The following is a 16,222-nucleotide window of genomic DNA, read 5'->3' on the forward strand; positions in this document are numbered from 1 at the left end:
CTATGTACTTGACGCCTCAGCACGTATTGCTTGCCGGAGCCACCGGTTTGACCGGTGAACATCTACTCGACCGTTTGCTCAACGAGCCGACGATTTCTCGCGTGCTCGCCCCTTCCCGTCGCCCCTTGGCCGAACATCCGCATCTTGAAAACCCGGTGGGCGATCCGCAGGCGTTTCTGCCGCAACTCAGTGGCCGCGTCGACATCGCCTATTGCTGCCTCGGCACCACCATCAAACAGGCCGGCTCTGAAGCGGCGTTTCGCGCGGTGGATCTGGACATGGTGGTGGCGTTCGCCAAACGCGCGCGGGAGATGGGCGCGCGGCATCTGATCGTGATCAGTGCGATAGGCGCCGATCCGAAGTCGTCGGTTTTCTACAATCGGGTCAAAGGCGAAATGGAGCAGGCCTTGCGTGCACAGGACTGGCCGCAATTGACCATTTGCCGGCCTTCACTGTTGTTGGGTGAACGGACCGAACCACGTCTGGCCGAGCAACTGGCCGCGCCGTTGTCAAAGCTGATTCCGGGTAAATACCGGGGCATCGAAGCGTGCCAATTGGCGCGAGCGATGTGGCGGTTGGCGCTGGAAGAGCAAGATGGGGTGCGGGTGATCGAGTCGGATGAGCTGCGCAAGCTGGGCAAATAATCTTCCGCCGCATGATCGTTCCCACGCTCTGCGTGGGAACGATCTGTCTAACTACAATCCGCCCGTTGCCTGAAAACTCACGCCTATCACCGTGAGCAGTGACAGCGGCAACAACAGCGTATCAAGCAGCGCACTCGCCGGCAGATCCACCCCCGGATAACTCGGCGCCTCAGCCCCGAACCGGTCCATCGCGCAGCACCCGCCATTCAGCGCATACAAATCCAGCCGCGTCCCGGAGTACACCACCGGCGCCCCCGGTTTCGCTGCATCCAGCGTGCGCGCCGTCGCACACCCGGTCAGCAACAACACCAGGCCGATCGCGAGCAGCTTATTCATCGCTGCTCAGATGATGCTCACCCCAACGTGGCAGCATGTCCTGGGGAATGCCGAGCAGATTGAGAATCCGCGCCACAACGAAATCGATCAGGTCATCAATGGTCTGCGGCTGATGATAGAAACCCGGTGAGGCCGGCAGAATTGTCACACCCATGTTCGACAGCTTGAGCATGTGCTCCAGATGAATACTCGAATAGGGCGCTTCGCGCGGCACCAGAATCAATTGGCGACGCTCTTTCAAAGTGACGTCGGCGGCGCGTTCGATCAGGTTGTTGCAGGCGCCGGTGGCAATCGCCGACAACGTCCCGGTGGAACATGGCACCACAACCATCGCTGCCGGTGCGCCGGAGCCCGAAGCTACCGGCGACATCCAGTCTTCCTTGCCGTACACGCGGATCTGCCCGGCGGCAGCCCCGGTGTATTCGGTCAGGAAGGCCTGCATCATCTGCGGCTTGGGCGGCAACGTCACATCGGTCTCGGTGGCCATCACCAGTTGCGCAGCCTTGGAGATCAGGAAGTGCACCTCACGATCTTCCCGCACCAGGCAATCGAGCAGGCGCAAGCCGTATTGCGCGCCAGACGCGCCGGTCATCGCCAGCGTGATGCGTTCGGGGCCATTGCTCTCAAAACGAGTGTTCATTGCAGCGCCTCGGCGAGTTTGCCGTGCAGGCCGCCGAAGCCGCCGTTACTCATGATCACCACATGCGTGCCCGGCTGCGCCTGGCTCTTCACGCGCTCGATGATGCCTTCCAGCGAATCGCTGACAATCGATGGCACCGTGCACAACGCGGCAGTGCCGGCCAGGTCCCAGCCGAGGTTAGCCGGGGCGTACCAGATCACCTGATCGGCATCGACCACGCTGTCCGGCAAACCGTCACGGTGCGCGCCGAGTTTCATCGAGTTGGAGCGCGGTTCGATGATCGCGATAAGAGGCGCGTCGCCGATGCGCTTGCGCAAGCCATCGAGGGTGGTGGCAATGGCAGTCGGGTGGTGGGCGAAGTCGTCATAGATGGTAATGCCGCGTACTTCAGCGACTTTCTCCATGCGGCGTTTGACGTTCTTGAACGCACTCAGGCCAGCGATGCCCATCGACGGCACCACGCCCACATGACGCGCAGCCGCCAAAGCAGCCAAGGCGTTGGCGACGTTGTGCTGACCGGTCAGCTCCCATTCGACGGTGCCTTGCGACACGCCTTCGAACATCACTTCGAACGTCGAGCCGTCTTCGCTCAGCAGTTTGACCTGCCATTGGCCGCCGGCACCGGTGGTCTGCACCGGGGTCCAGCAGCCCATTTCGATCACACGTTGCAAGGCTGGCTCGGTGGTCGGATGGATGACCAGACCTTCGCTTGGGATGGTCCGCACCAAGTGGTGGAATTGCCGCTCGATCGCCGGCAGATCCGGGAAGATGTCAGCGTGATCGAACTCAAGGTTATTGAGGATCGCTGTGCGCGGACGGTAGTGGACGAATTTCGAGCGCTTGTCGAAGAAGGCGCTGTCGTACTCGTCGGCCTCGATCACGAAAAACGGCGTACCGCCTAAACGCGCCGACACCGAGAAGTTCTGCGGCACGCCACCGATCAGGAAGCCCGGGCTCATGCCGGCGTGTTCCAGGACCCAGGCGAGCATGCTGCTGGTGGTGGTCTTGCCATGCGTACCGGCAACCGCCAATACCCAGCGACCTTGCAGCACATGGTCAGCCAGCCATTGCGGGCCGGACACGTAAGGCAGGCCTTTATTCAGCACATATTCCACCGCCGGGTTGCCGCGGGACATGGCGTTGCCGATCACCACCAGATCCGGTGCCGGATCAAGTTGCGCCGGGTCGTAGCCCTGCGTCAGTTGAATGCCCTGGGCTTCCAGCTGTGTGCTCATCGGTGGATAGACGTTGGCGTCGGAACCGGTCACGTGGTGGCCCAGCTCTTTGGCCAAGACTGCCATTGAGCCCATGAAAGTCCCGCAGATACCCAGAATATGAATGTGCATAGTCGACCTCGTAAAACATGGCCGCAGGTTAGCGTAGGGAGGGGGAAATCGCACTCTTTAGGTGAGGGGCAGGACTGGTTGACCTCAGCATCTCGGTTCGGCTGCTAATTGTCGCCCCTCACCCCAGCCCTCTCCCGAGGGAGAGGGAGCCGATCTCGGTCGCTTTCAAATCCTGAGTTCGGCTCAATATTTCAGGTCGGTGTAAATCGCCAGAACACCTCGATCAGTCCCCTTTCCCCTAAGGAGAGGGAGCCGATCTTGGTTGCCTGCAAATCCTGAGTTCGGCTCAATATTTCAGGTCGGTGTAAATCGCCAGAACGACTCAGTCAGTCCCCTCTCCCTCTGGGACAGGGAGCCGACCTCGGTTGCTTTCAAATCCTGAGTCCGGCTCGATATTTCAGGTCGGCTTAAATCGCCAGAACGACTCAGTCAGTCCCCTCTCCCTCTGGGACAGGGAGCCGACCTCGGTTGCTTTCAAATCCTGAGTCCGACTCCATATTTCAGGTCGGCTTAAATCGCCAGAACGACTCAGTCAGTCCCCTCTCCCTCTGGGACAGGGAGCCGACCTCGGTTGCTTTCAAATCCTGAGTCCGGCTCGATATTTCAGGTCGGCGTAGATCAGTAGACCGACTCGGTCAGTCCCCTCTCCCTCTGGGAGAGGGCTAGGGTGAGGGCCTTCTAACTGACTCGCCGCTCAATCCCATGCTTACGCAGCTTCCTGTAAAGAGTGTTGCGGCTGACACCCAGTTGCTGCGCCGTTTGGGTCATGTGCCAGCGGGTTTGCTCCAGCGTATTGAGCAGAGCCAACCGTTCGGCGTCTTCCAGCGGATGATCGGACTCCTTAACCGCTAATACTGCCGGACTCCCCTGCCGAATCATCACCGGCAAATCCTCAACCCCGACCCGCCCTTCATCACACAACGCCGCCAACGTGCGCAGCACATTGCGCAACTGCCGCACATTGCCCGGCCAATTAAATGCAAGCAAAGCCTGACGCGCCGGTTCCTCGATGACTATCGTTTCACCGCCCGCCTCCTCGGCCAGCAGAAAATCCAGCAACTGCGATTTATCACTGCGCTCGCGCAAAGCCGGCAACGCCACTTCCAGGCCGTTGAGTCGATAATACAAATCCTCGCGGAAGCTGCCGTCCGCAACCCGATCCAGCAGATTGCGGTGGGTAGCGCTGATGATACGCACGTTGACCGCTTCCGGCTCGCCGCCAATCGGCACCACCTGCCGATCCTCCAGCACCCGCAACAACCGAGTCTGCAAGGCCAGTGGCATATCGCCGATTTCATCGAGGAATAACGTGCCGCCATCGGCCTGCTGCAACTTGCCACGCATACCGTCCTTGCGCGCACCGGTGAAGCTGCCGCCGCGATAGCCGAACAGTTCGCTCTCGATCAGGCTCTCGGGGATGGCCGCACAATTAAGGGCAACGAAAGCTTTGCTCGAGCGTTGACTGGCCTGATGCACGGCCTTGGCGAAGGCTTCTTTGCCGGAGCCGGTTTCGCCGTTGATCAAAAGAGGTACGTCGCGCTCGAAGACGCGCAAGGCTTTTCGGAAGTCAGCCTGCAACGCTTCATCACCGAGACAGATACCCGACAGACGCGGGGCCTCGGCCACAACCGTGGACGGCACGATCGGCAAGGGCTTGCGCGATTCGCCGCGCAGTACGGCAAACAGATGTCGGCCGTCACGAGTGCGCAGAGGCCAACTGGCGCTGGCATGGGCACTCGCGCGGCCAAGCAACTCATTCAGTGAACAATCGAAAAACGCCTCGACCGGTTTACCCAGCAAGCCGCCGCGAATATGCCCGAGCAAGTTCAACGCGCTCTGGTTGACTGCACTGATCCGCCCTTCGCCGTCAAACGCCAACAAGCCTTCGCTGAACAGCCCGACCGATTCGGCCTGCAAATGAAAACGCAACAACCATTGGTTATCGAAACAGCGCAGGAAGTAGCAACTCTCGATCATCTTCGCCGACAGATTGACCAGCGCCATGGTGTGGAACTGGCTTTGCCGCGAGACATCGTGGCGCGCCGAAGACACGTCGAGCACCGCGAGCAGTTCTCCATGCGGGTCGAACACCGGGCTCGCCGAACAGGTCAGGCCGGTGTGACGGCCGCGAAAGTGTTCGTCCTGATGGATGGTCAGGGCCTGACGCTCGACCAGGCAGGTGCCGATGCCGTTGGTGCCTTCGCAGGCTTCACTCCAGTCGGCGCCCAGCCAGAGGCCGGCACGCTCGAAAATTTTACGTTCGGCCGGCGCGGTGACGCAGTTGAGGATCACCCCGCGCGCGTCGGTCAGCAGCACCGCATGGCCAGCGCCGGAGAGTTGTTGATGCAGGCTGCTCATTTCATTGCCGGCGATCTGCAGCACTTGTTGCAGGCGTTCGCGGCTTTCCAGTACGCGCCCGTGTTCAAGCACGGTCGGCGCCATGCTCAGCGCCGGGTCGAGGTGATAGTCCTCAAGACAGCGCAGCCATGAACGGGCAATCGACGGATCGGCACCGGGCCCGTGCAGGTGCGGTTTGCCCTGGGTAACGGTGAGAACCTGTTGGGCATGGCGACTCAAATGATTGTCGTGCATTTCTTATTGTTCTCCCCGAAAGGTCGACGCAAACGTCGTGTAGGAGCTGCCGGAGGCTGCGATCTTTTGATCTTGCCTTTTGAAGATCAAGATCAAAAGATCGCAGCCTCCGGCAGCTCCTACAGGGTTGCTGTTGGCTGAGGATCCTCCAGGTAAATGTGTATTGCAATGCTGGCAAGACTGCCCAGTCACTGGCTGTGCCAAAAGCGATACAAACTGTCACCCCATCTGTACCGAAACCGTCACAGGCGCCATCCACCCGTCCGACAAAAACCGGCCAAGCCCTTGATTTACCGGCCCTGCACGGCGGTGGCCCGACCTTTGCTCTACGCTTATAGCAAGCGCACTTGCGCGTTTCTCTAATAAGTACAAAGCCAAGGAGAACATCATCATGCGTTACGCTCACCCCGGTACTGAAGGCGCCAAAGTCTCGTTCAAGAGCAAGTACGGTAACTACATCGGCGGCGAGTTCGTCGCGCCTGTCAAAGGTCAGTACTTCACCAACACTTCGCCAGTGAATGGCCAACCGATTGCCGAATTCCCGCGCTCCACTGCCGAAGACATCGACAAGGCACTGGACGCCGCCCACGCCGCTGCCGACGCGTGGGGCGCGACCTCCGTGCAGGCGCGCTCGCTGATCCTGCTGAAAATCGCCGACCGCATCGAACAGAACCTCGAACTGCTGGCGATCACCGAAACCTGGGACAACGGCAAAGCCATCCGCGAAACCCTCAACGCCGACATCCCGCTGGCCGCCGATCATTTCCGCTACTTCGCCGGTTGCCTGCGGGCCCAGGAAGGCAGCGCTGCCGAAATTGACGGCAACACTGTGGCTTATCACATTCATGAACCGCTGGGCGTGGTCGGCCAGATCATCCCGTGGAACTTCCCGCTGCTGATGGCCGCGTGGAAACTCGCCCCGGCGCTGGCCGCTGGTAACTGCGTCGTCCTGAAACCGGCCGAGCAAACCCCGCTGGGCATCTGTGTACTAATGGAGTTGATCGGCGATCTGTTACCGCCGGGCGTGCTCAACGTGGTGCAAGGGTTCGGCAAAGAGGCCGGCGAAGCCCTGGCCACCAGCAAACGCATCGCCAAGATCGCGTTCACCGGCTCGACCCCGGTCGGTTCGCACATCATGAAGTGCGCTGCCGAGAACATCATTCCGTCCACCGTGGAACTGGGCGGCAAATCGCCGAACATCTTCTTCGAAGACATCATGCAGGCCGAACCGAGCTTCATCGAAAAAGCCGCTGAAGGTCTGGTGCTGGCGTTCTTCAACCAAGGCGAAGTGTGCACCTGCCCGTCGCGCGCACTCGTGCAAGAGTCGATCTACGACGAATTCATGCAAGCGGTGATGAAGAAAGTCAGCCAGATCAAACGTGGCGATCCGCTGGACACCGACACCATGGTCGGCGCGCAGGCGTCCGAGCAGCAATTCGACAAGATCCTCTCGTACCTGGAAATCGCCAAGGGCGAAGGTGCCGAGCTGCTGACCGGCGGCAAGGTGGAAAAACTCGAGGGCAGTCTCGCGACCGGCTATTACATCCAACCGACCCTGCTCAAGGGCACCAACAAAATGCGCGTGTTCCAGGAAGAAATCTTCGGCCCGGTGGTGAGCATCACCACCTTCAAGGACGAAGCCGAAGCCCTGGCCATCGCCAACGACACCGAGTTCGGCCTCGGCGCCGGGCTGTGGACCCGCGACATCAACCGCGCCTACCGTATGGGCCGCGCGATCAAGGCCGGTCGCGTATGGACCAACTGCTACCACCTGTACCCGGCGCATGCCGCGTTCGGCGGGTACAAGAAGTCCGGCGTCGGCCGTGAAACCCACAAGATGATGCTCGATCACTATCAGCAGACCAAAAACCTGCTGGTGAGCTACGACATCAATCCGTTGGGCTTCTTCTAAACCTGCAGCACTGATCGTTCCCACGCTCTGCGTGGGAATGCCGCCCGGGACGCTCCGCGTCCCACCAAAGCCGAACGCAGAGCGTCCGTTGAGGCATCCCCACGCAGAGCGTGGGGACGATCATGCTACCCACCGGCAAAAAAAGCCGGGCCAATAAAACAATAAGAACGGTGAAACCTATGCCTAGCGAATCCCCGGCTGGCGCTCCGGCGACCGGCACCTCTGTCGACTATGAAAAAGTCGGATCGGATTACTTTCAACAACGCGAACTGAAAAAAGGTGCCGCCGGCTGGGTACTGCTAGTGGGTCTGGGCGTTGCCTACGTGATTTCCGGTGACTATGCCGGCTGGAACTTCGGCCTCGCTCAGGGTGGCTGGGGCGGCATGTTCCTGGCGACGCTGCTGATGGCCACCATGTACCTGTGCATGTGCTTTTCTCTGGCCGAGTTGTCTTCGATGATCCCCACCGCCGGCGGTGGCTACGGTTTTGCCCGCAGTGCATTCGGGCCGTGGGGCGGGTTTCTCACCGGCACCGCAATTCTCATCGAATACGCCATTGCCCCTGCGGCTATCGCGGTGTTCATCGGAGCCTACTGCGAATCGCTGTTCGGCATCGGCGGCTGGATGATCTATCTGGCCTTCTACATCATTTTCATTGCCATCCACATATTCGGGGTCGGCGAAGCGCTCAAGCTGATGTTTGTCATCACCGCCGTCGCCGCGTTGGCACTGGGGGTGTTTCTGGTGGCCATGGTGCCGCACTTCGACGTCGCCAACCTGCTCGACATTCCTGTGACTGCCGCCGCGGGTGCCAGTCCGTTTCTGCCATTCGGCTATGTCGGCGTCTGGGCGGCGATTCCCTATGCGATCTGGTTCTTCCTTGCCGTTGAAGGCGTGCCGCTGGCTGCCGAGGAAACCAAGAACCCCAAACGTGATCTGCCGCGCGGCTTGATCGGCGCCATGTTGGTGCTGCTCATGTTTGCCCTGTTGATTCTGATCGTTGGCCCCGGCGGTGCGGGCGCCAACTCGCTGCTGACCTCCGGTAACCCGTTGGTCGAAGCGTTGAGCAAAGCCTATGGCGGCTCGACCTGGATGGGCAGTTTCGTCAACCTCGTGGGGCTGGCCGGACTGATCGCGAGTTTCTTCTCGATCATCTACGCGTACTCGCGGCAAATTTTCGCGCTGTCCCGGGCCGGCTACCTGCCACGCAAACTTTCCGAAACCAATAAAAGCAAGGCACCGGTCCTGGCGCTGGTGATTCCCGGCATCATCGGTTTCGGCCTGTCGCTGACCGGCCAGGGCGATCTGCTGATTCTGGTGGCGGTGTTCGGCGCAACCATTTCCTACGTGCTGATGATGGCCGCGCACATCACCTTGCGGATTCGCCGCCCCAAAATGGATCGGCCGTACCGCACACCGGGCGGCATCTTCACCTCCGGCGTGGCCTTGGTGCTGGCGTGCATCGCCGTGGTCGCGGGTTTCCTGGTCGATCCACGGGTGGTAATCGGTGCCGCCGTCATCTATGGAGTGTTAATTGCTTACTTTGCGTTCTACAGTCGACATCACTTGGTAGCAGGCACGCCGGAAGAAGAATTCGCGGCGATCCAGAAGGCTGAGCAAGCCTTGCACTGAGTGCCGACAATCCCGGCGCAGGCTCGGTCTGCGCCGTCACGGAGAATTGTGTATGGCCAGTTTCGCTCACACGGTCGGCGCCCAGACCTACCGCTTCGACAGCCTCAAGGACGTCATGGCCAAGGCCAGCCCGGCGCGTTCCGGGGACTTTCTTGCCGGCGTCGCCGCGCTCAACGACGGCGAGCGCGTGGCCGCGCAAATGGCCCTGGCCGACATCCCGCTCACGCACTTCCTGCAAGAGGCGCTGATTCCATACGAGTCCGATGAGGTCACCCGCCTGATCATCGACACCCACGACAAGCAGGCATTCGCGGTGGTCAGCCACCTTACCGTCGGTGGTTTCCGCGACTGGCTGCTCAGCGACGCCGCCGACGAAACCAGTCTGCGCAACCTCGCCCCCGGCCTGACCCCGGAAATGGTCGCTGCCGTATCTAAGATCATGCGCGTGCAGGATCTGGTGCTGGTGGCGCAAAAGATTCGCGTGGTGACGAAGTTTCGCGGCACCCTCGGCCTGCGCGGACGTTTGTCGACGCGCCTGCAACCCAATCATCCGACCGACGAACCGTCCGGCATCGCCGCGAGCATTCTCGACGGTCTGCTCTACGGCAACGGCGACGCGATGATCGGCATCAACCCGGCCACCGACAGCATCGCCTCGATCTGCGCCATGCTGGAAATGCTCGACGCGATCATCCAGCGCTACGACATCCCGACCCAGGCCTGCGTGCTGACCCACGTCACCACCTCGATCGAAGCGATCAATCGCGGCGTGCCGCTGGATCTGGTATTCCAGTCAATCGCCGGCACCGAAGCGGCCAACGCCAGTTTCGGCATCAACCTGAACGTGTTGCAAGAAGGCTACGACGCCGGCCTGAGCCTGAATCGCGGCACTCTCGGGCAGAACCTGATGTATTTCGAGACGGGTCAGGGCAGCGCGCTGTCGGCCAACGCTCACCACGGCGTCGACCAACAGACCTGCGAGACCCGAGCCTACGCGGTGGCGCGACATTTCAAGCCGTTCCTGGTAAACACGGTCGTAGGATTTATCGGCCCGGAGTACTTGTACAACGGCAAACAGATCATCCGCGCCGGCCTCGAAGATCACTTCTGCGGCAAGCTGCTCGGCGTGCCGATGGGTTGCGATATCTGCTACACCAACCACGCTGAAGCCGATCAGGACGACATGGACACCTTGCTGACTTTGCTCGGTGTCGCCGGGATCAACTTCATCATGGGCATCCCCGGCTCCGACGACATCATGCTCAACTACCAGACCACTTCGTTCCATGACGCGCTCTACGCCCGGCAGACTCTGGGCCTGAAACCGGCGCCCGAGTTCGAACAGTGGCTGGCGAACATGGGCATCTTCACTCAAGCGGACGGCAAGGTTCGCTTCGGTAACAACTTGCCGCCGGCCTTCCGCCAGGCGCTCGCGCAACTGGGATGAGTCGTATGGAAAAACCGCCCGTGGACCCGCAAAACCCTTGGCTGGAACTGCGCCGCCTGACCCCGGCACGGATCGCCCTTGGCCGCACTGGCACCAGTCTGCCGACCAACGCGCAACTGGATTTTCAGTTTGCCCATGCCCAGGCACGTGATGCCGTGCATCTGCCATTTGATCATGCCGGACTCAGTGCGCAATTGACTGAACGCGGACGCGAAAGCCTGCTGCTGCACAGCGCCGCTACGGATCGAAACAGTTATCTGCAACGCCCGGATCTGGGGCGCAAGCTCAGCGATGAATCGGCGCAGGCCTTGCGTGAATACGCTGCGGCGCATCCGGGTGGTGTCGATCTGGCGATTGTCGTGGCCGACGGCCTGTCGGCACTGGCGGTTCATCGGCATACCTTGCCGTTTCTGACCCGACTGGAGGAGCAAATGAGCGCTGACGGCTGGTCGATGGCGCCCGTTATCCTGATGGAACAGGGTCGCGTTGCCGTCGGTGATGAAATCGGCCAATTGCTCGGTGCAAAAATGCTGGTGATGCTGATTGGCGAACGCCCGGGCCTCAGCTCACCGGACAGTCTCGGTTTATATTTCACCTACAATCCAAAAATCGGCCTGACCGACGCCTACCGCAACTGCATCTCCAATGTGCGGCTCGAAGGTTTGAGCTACGGCATGGCGGCGCACCGCTTGCTCTATCTGATGCGCGAAGCCTGTCGGCGGCAGTTGTCGGGGGTCAACCTGAAGGACGAAGCACAGGTTCAGACGCTGGAATCGGATGCCGGTGTAGACATGAAAGGTAATTTCCTACTGGATCCGCCCACAACCTGAACCGTTTCCGCATTGCGTTTCTGCGCCGGGTTAAGGCAGGATCGATGCACGGCCGCACGGGTTTCCCATCGCCGTCAGAGCAGTTGAAGACAGCCACTTGAAGACGAGACCTATCATGCGGATTATTCAAGCGACCCTCGAACATCTGGATTTGTTGACCCCATTGTTCGTCAAATATCGCGAGTTCTACGGTTCCCTGCCTTACCCGGATTCCTCCCGTGCGTTCCTTGAAAAGCGTCTGCGCCGCAAGGAATCGGTGATCTACCTGGCACTGCCCGACGATGACGACAAGAAACTGATGGGTTTCTGTCAGCTCTATCCAAGCTTCTCCTCGCTGTCGCTCAAACGCGTGTGGATCCTCAACGACATATATGTCGCTGAAGACGCGCGCCGGCAACTGGTCGCTGACAACCTGATCCGCACTGCGAAGAAAATGGCCAAGGAAACCCAGGCAGTGCGCATGCGCGTTTCCACCAGCAGCAACAATGACGTCGCGCAGAAAACCTACGAATCCATCGGGTTCAAGGAAGACACCGAGTTCAAAAACTATGTGTTGCCGATCAGCGAAGAACTCTGATCGCGCATGCAACGTGTGATGAGGGAGCCTGCTCCCTCAGCCACGCCGAATGCAGCCTGACAATTGTTCACACCCCGACATCCCCCGCTACAAAACCAACGCGCTTTTCATCCTTCAGACCGTATAATCCCGATCTTTCCGGCTTGTAAGAAAAACTACACCCCGCTGTAGGCTTACACGAAGTCATCCGCACAGGCCTGCCGAGTCGGGCCGCCATACAGGTGCCCCCATGGATTTCAACCCGCTCGACCTTATCCTGCATCTCGACGTCTATCTCGATTTGCTGGTGAACAACTATGGGCCATGGATCTACGCCATCCTGTTTCTGGTGATTTTCTGTGAAACCGGCCTAGTGGTGATGCCTTTCCTGCCGGGTGACTCGTTGCTGTTCATTGCCGGCGCCGTTGCCGCTGGCGGTGGTATGGACCCGGTGCTGCTGGGCGGTCTGCTGATGCTCGCGGCCATACTCGGTGACAGCACCAATTATGTGATCGGACGAACGGCCGGCGAGAAGCTGTTCAGCAACCCGAACTCGAAAATCTTCCGTCGCGATTACCTGCAGAAAACCCACGACTTCTACGACAAGCACGGTGGCAAGACCGTAACCCTGGCGCGCTTCCTGCCGATCATCCGTACCTTTGCCCCGTTCGTCGCCGGTGTGGCGAAGATGCCGTACGCACGTTTCTTCGGTTTCAGCGTACTGGGCACCATCCTCTGGGTCGGCGGTCTGGTCACGCTGGGCTATTTCTTCGGCAACGTACCGTTCATCAAGAAAAACCTGTCGTTGCTGGTGGTGGCGATCATTCTGCTGTCGCTGGTGCCGATGATTCTCGGCGTGGTTCGCAGCCGTTTCGGCTGCACCAAAGCCCAATCGCACTAAGCCGATGTGGTCGCTGAGCGCCTGGCGTCGCCGGCGCACTCTGGCAAAGCACCCGATTGCCGACGAGATGTGGCAACGGGTGCGCCATCACCTGAGCTTCCTTGACGGCATCAGCGCAGCCGAAGACCAGTGGCTGCGCGAAGCCTGCGTGCTATTCCTCGAAGACAAACACCTGAGCGCCCTGCCCGGCGTCGAACTGCATCAGGAACAACGCCTGTTGCTCGCCGCCCAGGCGCAGCTGCCGCTGCTCAATCTCGGCGATCTGAACTGGTATCAGGGTTTTCATGAAATCGTCCTCTACCCGGACGATTTCCTCAGCCCGCAACGTCATCGTGACGCCAGCGGTGTCGAGCATGAGTGGGACGGCGAGCACAGCGGCGAAGCCTGGCAGCAAGGGCCGATCATCCTTGCCTGGCCGGGTGTGATGGCCAGTGGTGGCTGGGAAGGCTACAACCTGGTGATCCACGAACTGGCGCACAAACTCGACATGCTCAACGGCGACGCCAATGGTCTGCCGCCGCTGCATGCCGACATGCGTGTCAGCGACTGGGCCGACGTCATGCAAAAGGCTTACGACGACCTCAACCGTCAGCTCGACCATGACCCGGACGCCGAAACCGCCATTGATCCCTACGCCGCCGAAAACCCCGCCGAGTTCTTTGCGGTCACCAGCGAGTACTTCTTCAGCGCCCCGGATCTGCTGCACGAGGCTTATCCACAGGTCTATGCGCAGTTGCAGCTTTTCTACCGGCAGGACCCGTTGAGCCGGTTGCGGCAACTTCAGGCCACAGACCCGGTCTATCAGGCGCACGACTAAGCTCTGCACGACTTTCGGTACATGGCGTCGACGGCAGAATATGCCTATAATCGCCGCCACTTTTTGGTCAATCCGGCCAAGTGTTTTTGGTCAACTACGGGGGCAACGCCCAATGAGCTACAGCAAGATTCCGGCTGGCAAAGACCTGCCGAACGACATCTACGTCGCGATCGAGATCCCGGCCAACCACGCGCCGATCAAATACGAAATCGACAAAGACAGCGATTGCCTGTTCGTTGACCGTTTCATGGCCACCCCAATGTTCTATCCGGCCAACTACGGTTACATCCCGAACACCCTGGCTGACGACGGTGATCCCCTCGACGTACTGGTTGTGACCCCTTACCCGGTTGCGCCAGGCTCGGTAATCCGCGCCCGTCCAGTCGGCATCCTGAACATGACCGACGACGGCGGCGGCGATGCCAAAGTCATCGCAGTGCCACACGACAAGCTGTCCCAGCTGTACGTCGATGTGAAGGAATACACCGACCTGCCGCCACTGCTGATCCAGCAGATCGAGCACTTCTTCGCGAACTACAAAGATCTCGAAAAAGGCAAATGGGTCAAGATCGAAGGCTGGGCCGGTGCAGACGCCGCCCGCGACGCGATCACCAAGTCGGTTGCCGCCTACAAGGGCTAAGCACCTGCGCTACGCGTGAGGCTTGAAGAAAACCCCGGTTGATCCGGGGTTTTTTGTGCCTGGTAATAGCCGCCTTAAACAGAGCGTTTATAAAGGACTACAGAAAAGTTTTAGCCTGTGTAATTTCCCACAAGATCGTCTTACATTCCGTCGCAAAATTCAGCCCGTTTTTGAACGTCTGGTTTATTCAAACCGCTCTGGCACGGCCGTAGACTCCGTGTTTATGAGAAAGAACACTAGCGGTCCAAGATTCAAGGCACTCCTGGAAGCTGCGAACATCTCGACGACGGGTTTCGCAAAGTTCTGGGGCACGGAAGCCCAAAATGTCCACAACTGGTACACCCGGGGCGTCCCGGCGTATCGCATGGAAGAAGTCTCACGCCTGCTGTCCGTCAACAGCGAATGGCTGAAAACCGGCCAAGGCACAAAAGAGCTGCCAAGCCTGACTCCGCCAGCCAGCAACGGCGACAGCTTTGACGCCCACGATCCTCAGGGCGCCTACCGATTCATCCATCCCAACGACATCGAACTGGCCTTCTTCAAAGAAACACCCCTGACCAACGGCTCAGACAAAACCCACGTCATCCAGGACCCGGACCTGTCCATTCGCCTGCTGCGCGCCCCACTGGATCAACTGGAAATCCGCCATGCCGACGCCATCTGCGCGCACATGATCGGCAACAGCATGGCCGAACGCATCGAAGACGGCTCCATCGTCGCCATCGACCGCAGCCTGACCCAGGTCGTCGACGGTGAGATCTACGCCATCGAACACGACGGCATGCTGCGCATCAAATACCTGCACCGCATGCCCGGCAACGGCCTGCGCCTGCGCAGCCACAACAACGCCGAATACCCGGACGAAGTCTTCCGCCCGGCACAGATCGAGGAGCAAAGGATTCATATATTGGGCTGGGTGTTCTGGTGGTCGACCGTGAGCAAGCGGCGGCCGGTGGTGCCGTTTCTATGATCTCACGGCCTGCAAAGCCTCCTGTAGGAGTGAGCCTGCTCGCGATGAGGCCCTGATAATCGGTACAAATCTCGAATTTGTTCGACTGCGGTCGCTCTAAACCGAACTTCAGGCTGGGAATCCACAGCAAAACTCAGTATCCTGCGCCCCACATTTGCGCATCGACCCGCCCCGCGGCTCAGACAGCGCACGACGCGGCAGACCAACGTCTGACCAAGTCCCACAGCCGGACGCAGATCCGGATGTACGTTTTGAAGGCTGGCAAGGCTTACCAAAAATAGGCCAAGCCAGTCCCCGAGAAGCCGGCCACAAGCCGGCTTTTTAATGCCTGAAATAAACCCGGCCTACCGTCTGAAACATAAATTCGCGCTTGTCGAACAGAAGAGCCTCTTGGTACCGTAACGACAAACGTCATTACAGGTATTTCATCATGGCCTCCATCAACATTCGCATCGACGATGATCTGAAGCAGCGCTCCTTCGCCGAACTGGAAAAGCTGGGAGTAACCCCCTCAGAGCTTTTGCGTCAGACACTCCAATACGTCGCCGAGCGAGGCAAGCTACCCTTCAAAGCAGCATTGCTCAGCGAGGAAGATGAAGTACTCATAGCCGTAGTCACCGAACGCCTCGCGGCACCTCAACGAGTCAAGGTAAGTCTGGATGACCTATAACCTTGAATTTGATCGTCGTGCTTTAAAGGAGTGGAACAAACTCGGCGATACGGTTCGCCACCAGTTCAAGAAGAAGCTCACAGAGGTATTGGAGAATCCTCGAATAGAAGCCAATCGACTTCGCGAGCTCCCGGATTGCTACAAAGTGAAGCTGAAAAGCGCTGGCTATCGCCTGATCTATCAGGTCCTTGATCAAGAGATTGTGGTGTTTGTAATCGCAATCGGGAAGCGAGAGAGAGAAGCTGCTTACGAGGTTGCGCAGGACCGTCTTTCGCTCCTGCCCTGAGTCG

Annotated in this window: 16 protein-coding genes; 12 read left to right on the plus strand and 4 right to left on the minus strand. The window is 59.5% G+C overall.

What is annotated here, in order from left to right; genetic code table 11:
• Nucleotides 1–2: 2 nt before the first annotated feature.
• Nucleotides 3–644 carry an oxidoreductase gene (locus tag J0G10_RS27225; protein ID WP_095048790.1) on the plus strand — a complete coding sequence of 214 codons (642 nt, stop codon included), beginning with the start codon at nucleotides 3–5 and terminating at the stop codon, nucleotides 642–644.
• A 51-nt stretch (nucleotides 645–695) separates the two neighbouring features.
• On the opposite strand, the gene J0G10_RS27230 is transcribed toward J0G10_RS27225, so the two are convergent.
• From J0G10_RS27230 to J0G10_RS27245, 4 genes are all read right to left on the minus strand, one after another.
• The gene (locus J0G10_RS27230; protein WP_095048791.1) at nucleotides 696–980 is read right to left on the minus strand and encodes a YceK/YidQ family lipoprotein; all 285 of its coding nucleotides are present in this window, start codon (nucleotides 978–980) and stop codon (nucleotides 696–698) included.
• A complete protein-coding gene (ubiX, locus tag J0G10_RS27235) occupies nucleotides 973–1,620 on the minus strand; it encodes a flavin prenyltransferase UbiX (RefSeq protein WP_007909567.1) in 648 nt (215 codons plus the stop codon). Before ubiX ends, J0G10_RS27230 begins: the two co-directional genes overlap by 8 nt.
• A complete protein-coding gene (gene mpl / locus J0G10_RS27240; RefSeq protein ID WP_220557049.1) occupies nucleotides 1,617–2,966 on the minus strand; it encodes a UDP-N-acetylmuramate:L-alanyl-gamma-D-glutamyl-meso-diaminopimelate ligase in 1,350 nt (449 codons plus the stop codon). The genes ubiX and mpl overlap by 4 nt, the downstream gene beginning before the upstream one ends.
• A 678-nt stretch (nucleotides 2,967–3,644) precedes the next feature.
• Nucleotides 3,645–5,558 carry a sigma-54-dependent Fis family transcriptional regulator gene (locus J0G10_RS27245; protein WP_095125500.1) on the minus strand — a complete coding sequence of 638 codons (1,914 nt, stop codon included), beginning with the start codon at nucleotides 5,556–5,558 and terminating at the stop codon, nucleotides 3,645–3,647.
• Nucleotides 5,559–5,949: 391 nt separating this feature from the next.
• Between J0G10_RS27245 and exaC the strand changes: the two genes are divergently transcribed.
• The 11 genes from exaC (at nucleotide 5,950) to J0G10_RS27300 (ending at nucleotide 16,218) form a co-directional block, all read left to right on the plus strand.
• The gene (gene exaC, locus J0G10_RS27250; RefSeq protein WP_095048794.1) at nucleotides 5,950–7,470 is read left to right on the plus strand and encodes an acetaldehyde dehydrogenase ExaC; all 1,521 of its coding nucleotides are present in this window, start codon (nucleotides 5,950–5,952) and stop codon (nucleotides 7,468–7,470) included.
• A gap of 179 nt (nucleotides 7,471–7,649) precedes the next feature.
• Nucleotides 7,650–9,101: an ethanolamine permease gene (gene eat / locus J0G10_RS27255; RefSeq protein ID WP_095125501.1), complete on the plus strand. Its 1,452-nt coding sequence runs from the start codon at nucleotides 7,650–7,652 to the stop codon at nucleotides 9,099–9,101.
• A gap of 52 nt (nucleotides 9,102–9,153) precedes the next feature.
• Entirely contained in the window at nucleotides 9,154–10,548 is a 1,395-nt protein-coding gene (locus J0G10_RS27260) for an ethanolamine ammonia-lyase subunit EutB (RefSeq protein WP_038361972.1), read from the plus strand.
• A complete protein-coding gene (gene eutC, locus J0G10_RS27265; protein ID WP_371857748.1) occupies nucleotides 10,545–11,378 on the plus strand; it encodes an ethanolamine ammonia-lyase subunit EutC in 834 nt (277 codons plus the stop codon). Before J0G10_RS27260 ends, eutC begins: the two co-directional genes overlap by 4 nt.
• 115 nt (nucleotides 11,379–11,493) lie before the next feature.
• Nucleotides 11,494–11,955, plus strand: a complete 462-nt coding sequence (locus J0G10_RS27270) for a GNAT family N-acetyltransferase (protein WP_220557050.1) — start codon at nucleotides 11,494–11,496, stop codon at nucleotides 11,953–11,955.
• Between the two features lie 229 nt (nucleotides 11,956–12,184).
• Complete coding sequence (locus J0G10_RS27275; protein ID WP_220557051.1) at nucleotides 12,185–12,835, plus strand: DedA family protein; 651 nt, start codon at nucleotides 12,185–12,187, stop codon at nucleotides 12,833–12,835.
• Nucleotides 12,836–12,839: 4 nt separating this feature from the next.
• Nucleotides 12,840–13,652 carry a M90 family metallopeptidase gene (locus J0G10_RS27280; RefSeq protein ID WP_095048798.1) on the plus strand — a complete coding sequence of 271 codons (813 nt, stop codon included), beginning with the start codon at nucleotides 12,840–12,842 and terminating at the stop codon, nucleotides 13,650–13,652.
• Nucleotides 13,653–13,764: 112 nt separating this feature from the next.
• A complete protein-coding gene (ppa, locus tag J0G10_RS27285) occupies nucleotides 13,765–14,292 on the plus strand; it encodes an inorganic diphosphatase (protein WP_008052339.1) in 528 nt (175 codons plus the stop codon).
• 223 nt (nucleotides 14,293–14,515) lie between these two features.
• On the plus strand, nucleotides 14,516–15,262 hold the full coding sequence (locus J0G10_RS27290; protein ID WP_095048800.1) for a S24 family peptidase: 747 nt from the start codon (nucleotides 14,516–14,518) through the stop codon (nucleotides 15,260–15,262).
• A 430-nt stretch (nucleotides 15,263–15,692) separates the two neighbouring features.
• A complete protein-coding gene (locus J0G10_RS27295) occupies nucleotides 15,693–15,932 on the plus strand; it encodes a type II toxin-antitoxin system RelB/DinJ family antitoxin (RefSeq protein WP_016984130.1) in 240 nt (79 codons plus the stop codon).
• Nucleotides 15,922–16,218, plus strand: coding sequence for a type II toxin-antitoxin system RelE family toxin (locus J0G10_RS27300; RefSeq protein ID WP_016984129.1), 297 nt, complete (start codon nucleotides 15,922–15,924; stop codon nucleotides 16,216–16,218). The genes J0G10_RS27295 and J0G10_RS27300 overlap by 11 nt, the downstream gene beginning before the upstream one ends.
• Nucleotides 16,219–16,222: the final 4 nt, after the last annotated feature.

Origin of the sequence: Pseudomonas germanica, assembly GCF_019614655.1 — a bacterium.
In the GTDB taxonomy this organism is placed as follows: domain Bacteria; phylum Pseudomonadota; class Gammaproteobacteria; order Pseudomonadales; family Pseudomonadaceae; genus Aquipseudomonas; species Aquipseudomonas neuropathica.

Excerpts from the sequence above, each read along its gene's own strand:
- J0G10_RS27225 (WP_095048790.1), top strand. The coding sequence starts at position 3 with ATGTACTTGACGCCTCAGCACGTATTGCTTGCCGGAGCCACCGGTTTG.
- J0G10_RS27230 (WP_095048791.1), bottom strand. The coding sequence starts at position 980 with ATGAATAAGCTGCTCGCGATCGGCCTGGTGTTGTTGCTGACCGGGTGT.
- ubiX (WP_007909567.1), bottom strand. The coding sequence starts at position 1,620 with ATGAACACTCGTTTTGAGAGCAATGGCCCCGAACGCATCACGCTGGCG.
- mpl (WP_220557049.1), bottom strand. The coding sequence starts at position 2,966 with ATGCACATTCATATTCTGGGTATCTGCGGGACTTTCATGGGCTCAATG.
- J0G10_RS27245 (WP_095125500.1), bottom strand. The coding sequence starts at position 5,558 with ATGCACGACAATCATTTGAGTCGCCATGCCCAACAGGTTCTCACCGTT.
- exaC (WP_095048794.1), top strand. The coding sequence starts at position 5,950 with ATGCGTTACGCTCACCCCGGTACTGAAGGCGCCAAAGTCTCGTTCAAG.
- eat (WP_095125501.1), top strand. The coding sequence starts at position 7,650 with ATGCCTAGCGAATCCCCGGCTGGCGCTCCGGCGACCGGCACCTCTGTC.
- J0G10_RS27260 (WP_038361972.1), top strand. The coding sequence starts at position 9,154 with ATGGCCAGTTTCGCTCACACGGTCGGCGCCCAGACCTACCGCTTCGAC.
- eutC (WP_371857748.1), top strand. The coding sequence starts at position 10,545 with ATGAGTCGTATGGAAAAACCGCCCGTGGACCCGCAAAACCCTTGGCTG.
- J0G10_RS27270 (WP_220557050.1), top strand. The coding sequence starts at position 11,494 with ATGCGGATTATTCAAGCGACCCTCGAACATCTGGATTTGTTGACCCCA.
- J0G10_RS27275 (WP_220557051.1), top strand. The coding sequence starts at position 12,185 with ATGGATTTCAACCCGCTCGACCTTATCCTGCATCTCGACGTCTATCTC.
- J0G10_RS27280 (WP_095048798.1), top strand. The coding sequence starts at position 12,840 with ATGTGGTCGCTGAGCGCCTGGCGTCGCCGGCGCACTCTGGCAAAGCAC.
- ppa (WP_008052339.1), top strand. The coding sequence starts at position 13,765 with ATGAGCTACAGCAAGATTCCGGCTGGCAAAGACCTGCCGAACGACATC.
- J0G10_RS27290 (WP_095048800.1), top strand. The coding sequence starts at position 14,516 with ATGAGAAAGAACACTAGCGGTCCAAGATTCAAGGCACTCCTGGAAGCT.
- J0G10_RS27295 (WP_016984130.1), top strand. The coding sequence starts at position 15,693 with ATGGCCTCCATCAACATTCGCATCGACGATGATCTGAAGCAGCGCTCC.
- J0G10_RS27300 (WP_016984129.1), top strand. The coding sequence starts at position 15,922 with ATGACCTATAACCTTGAATTTGATCGTCGTGCTTTAAAGGAGTGGAAC.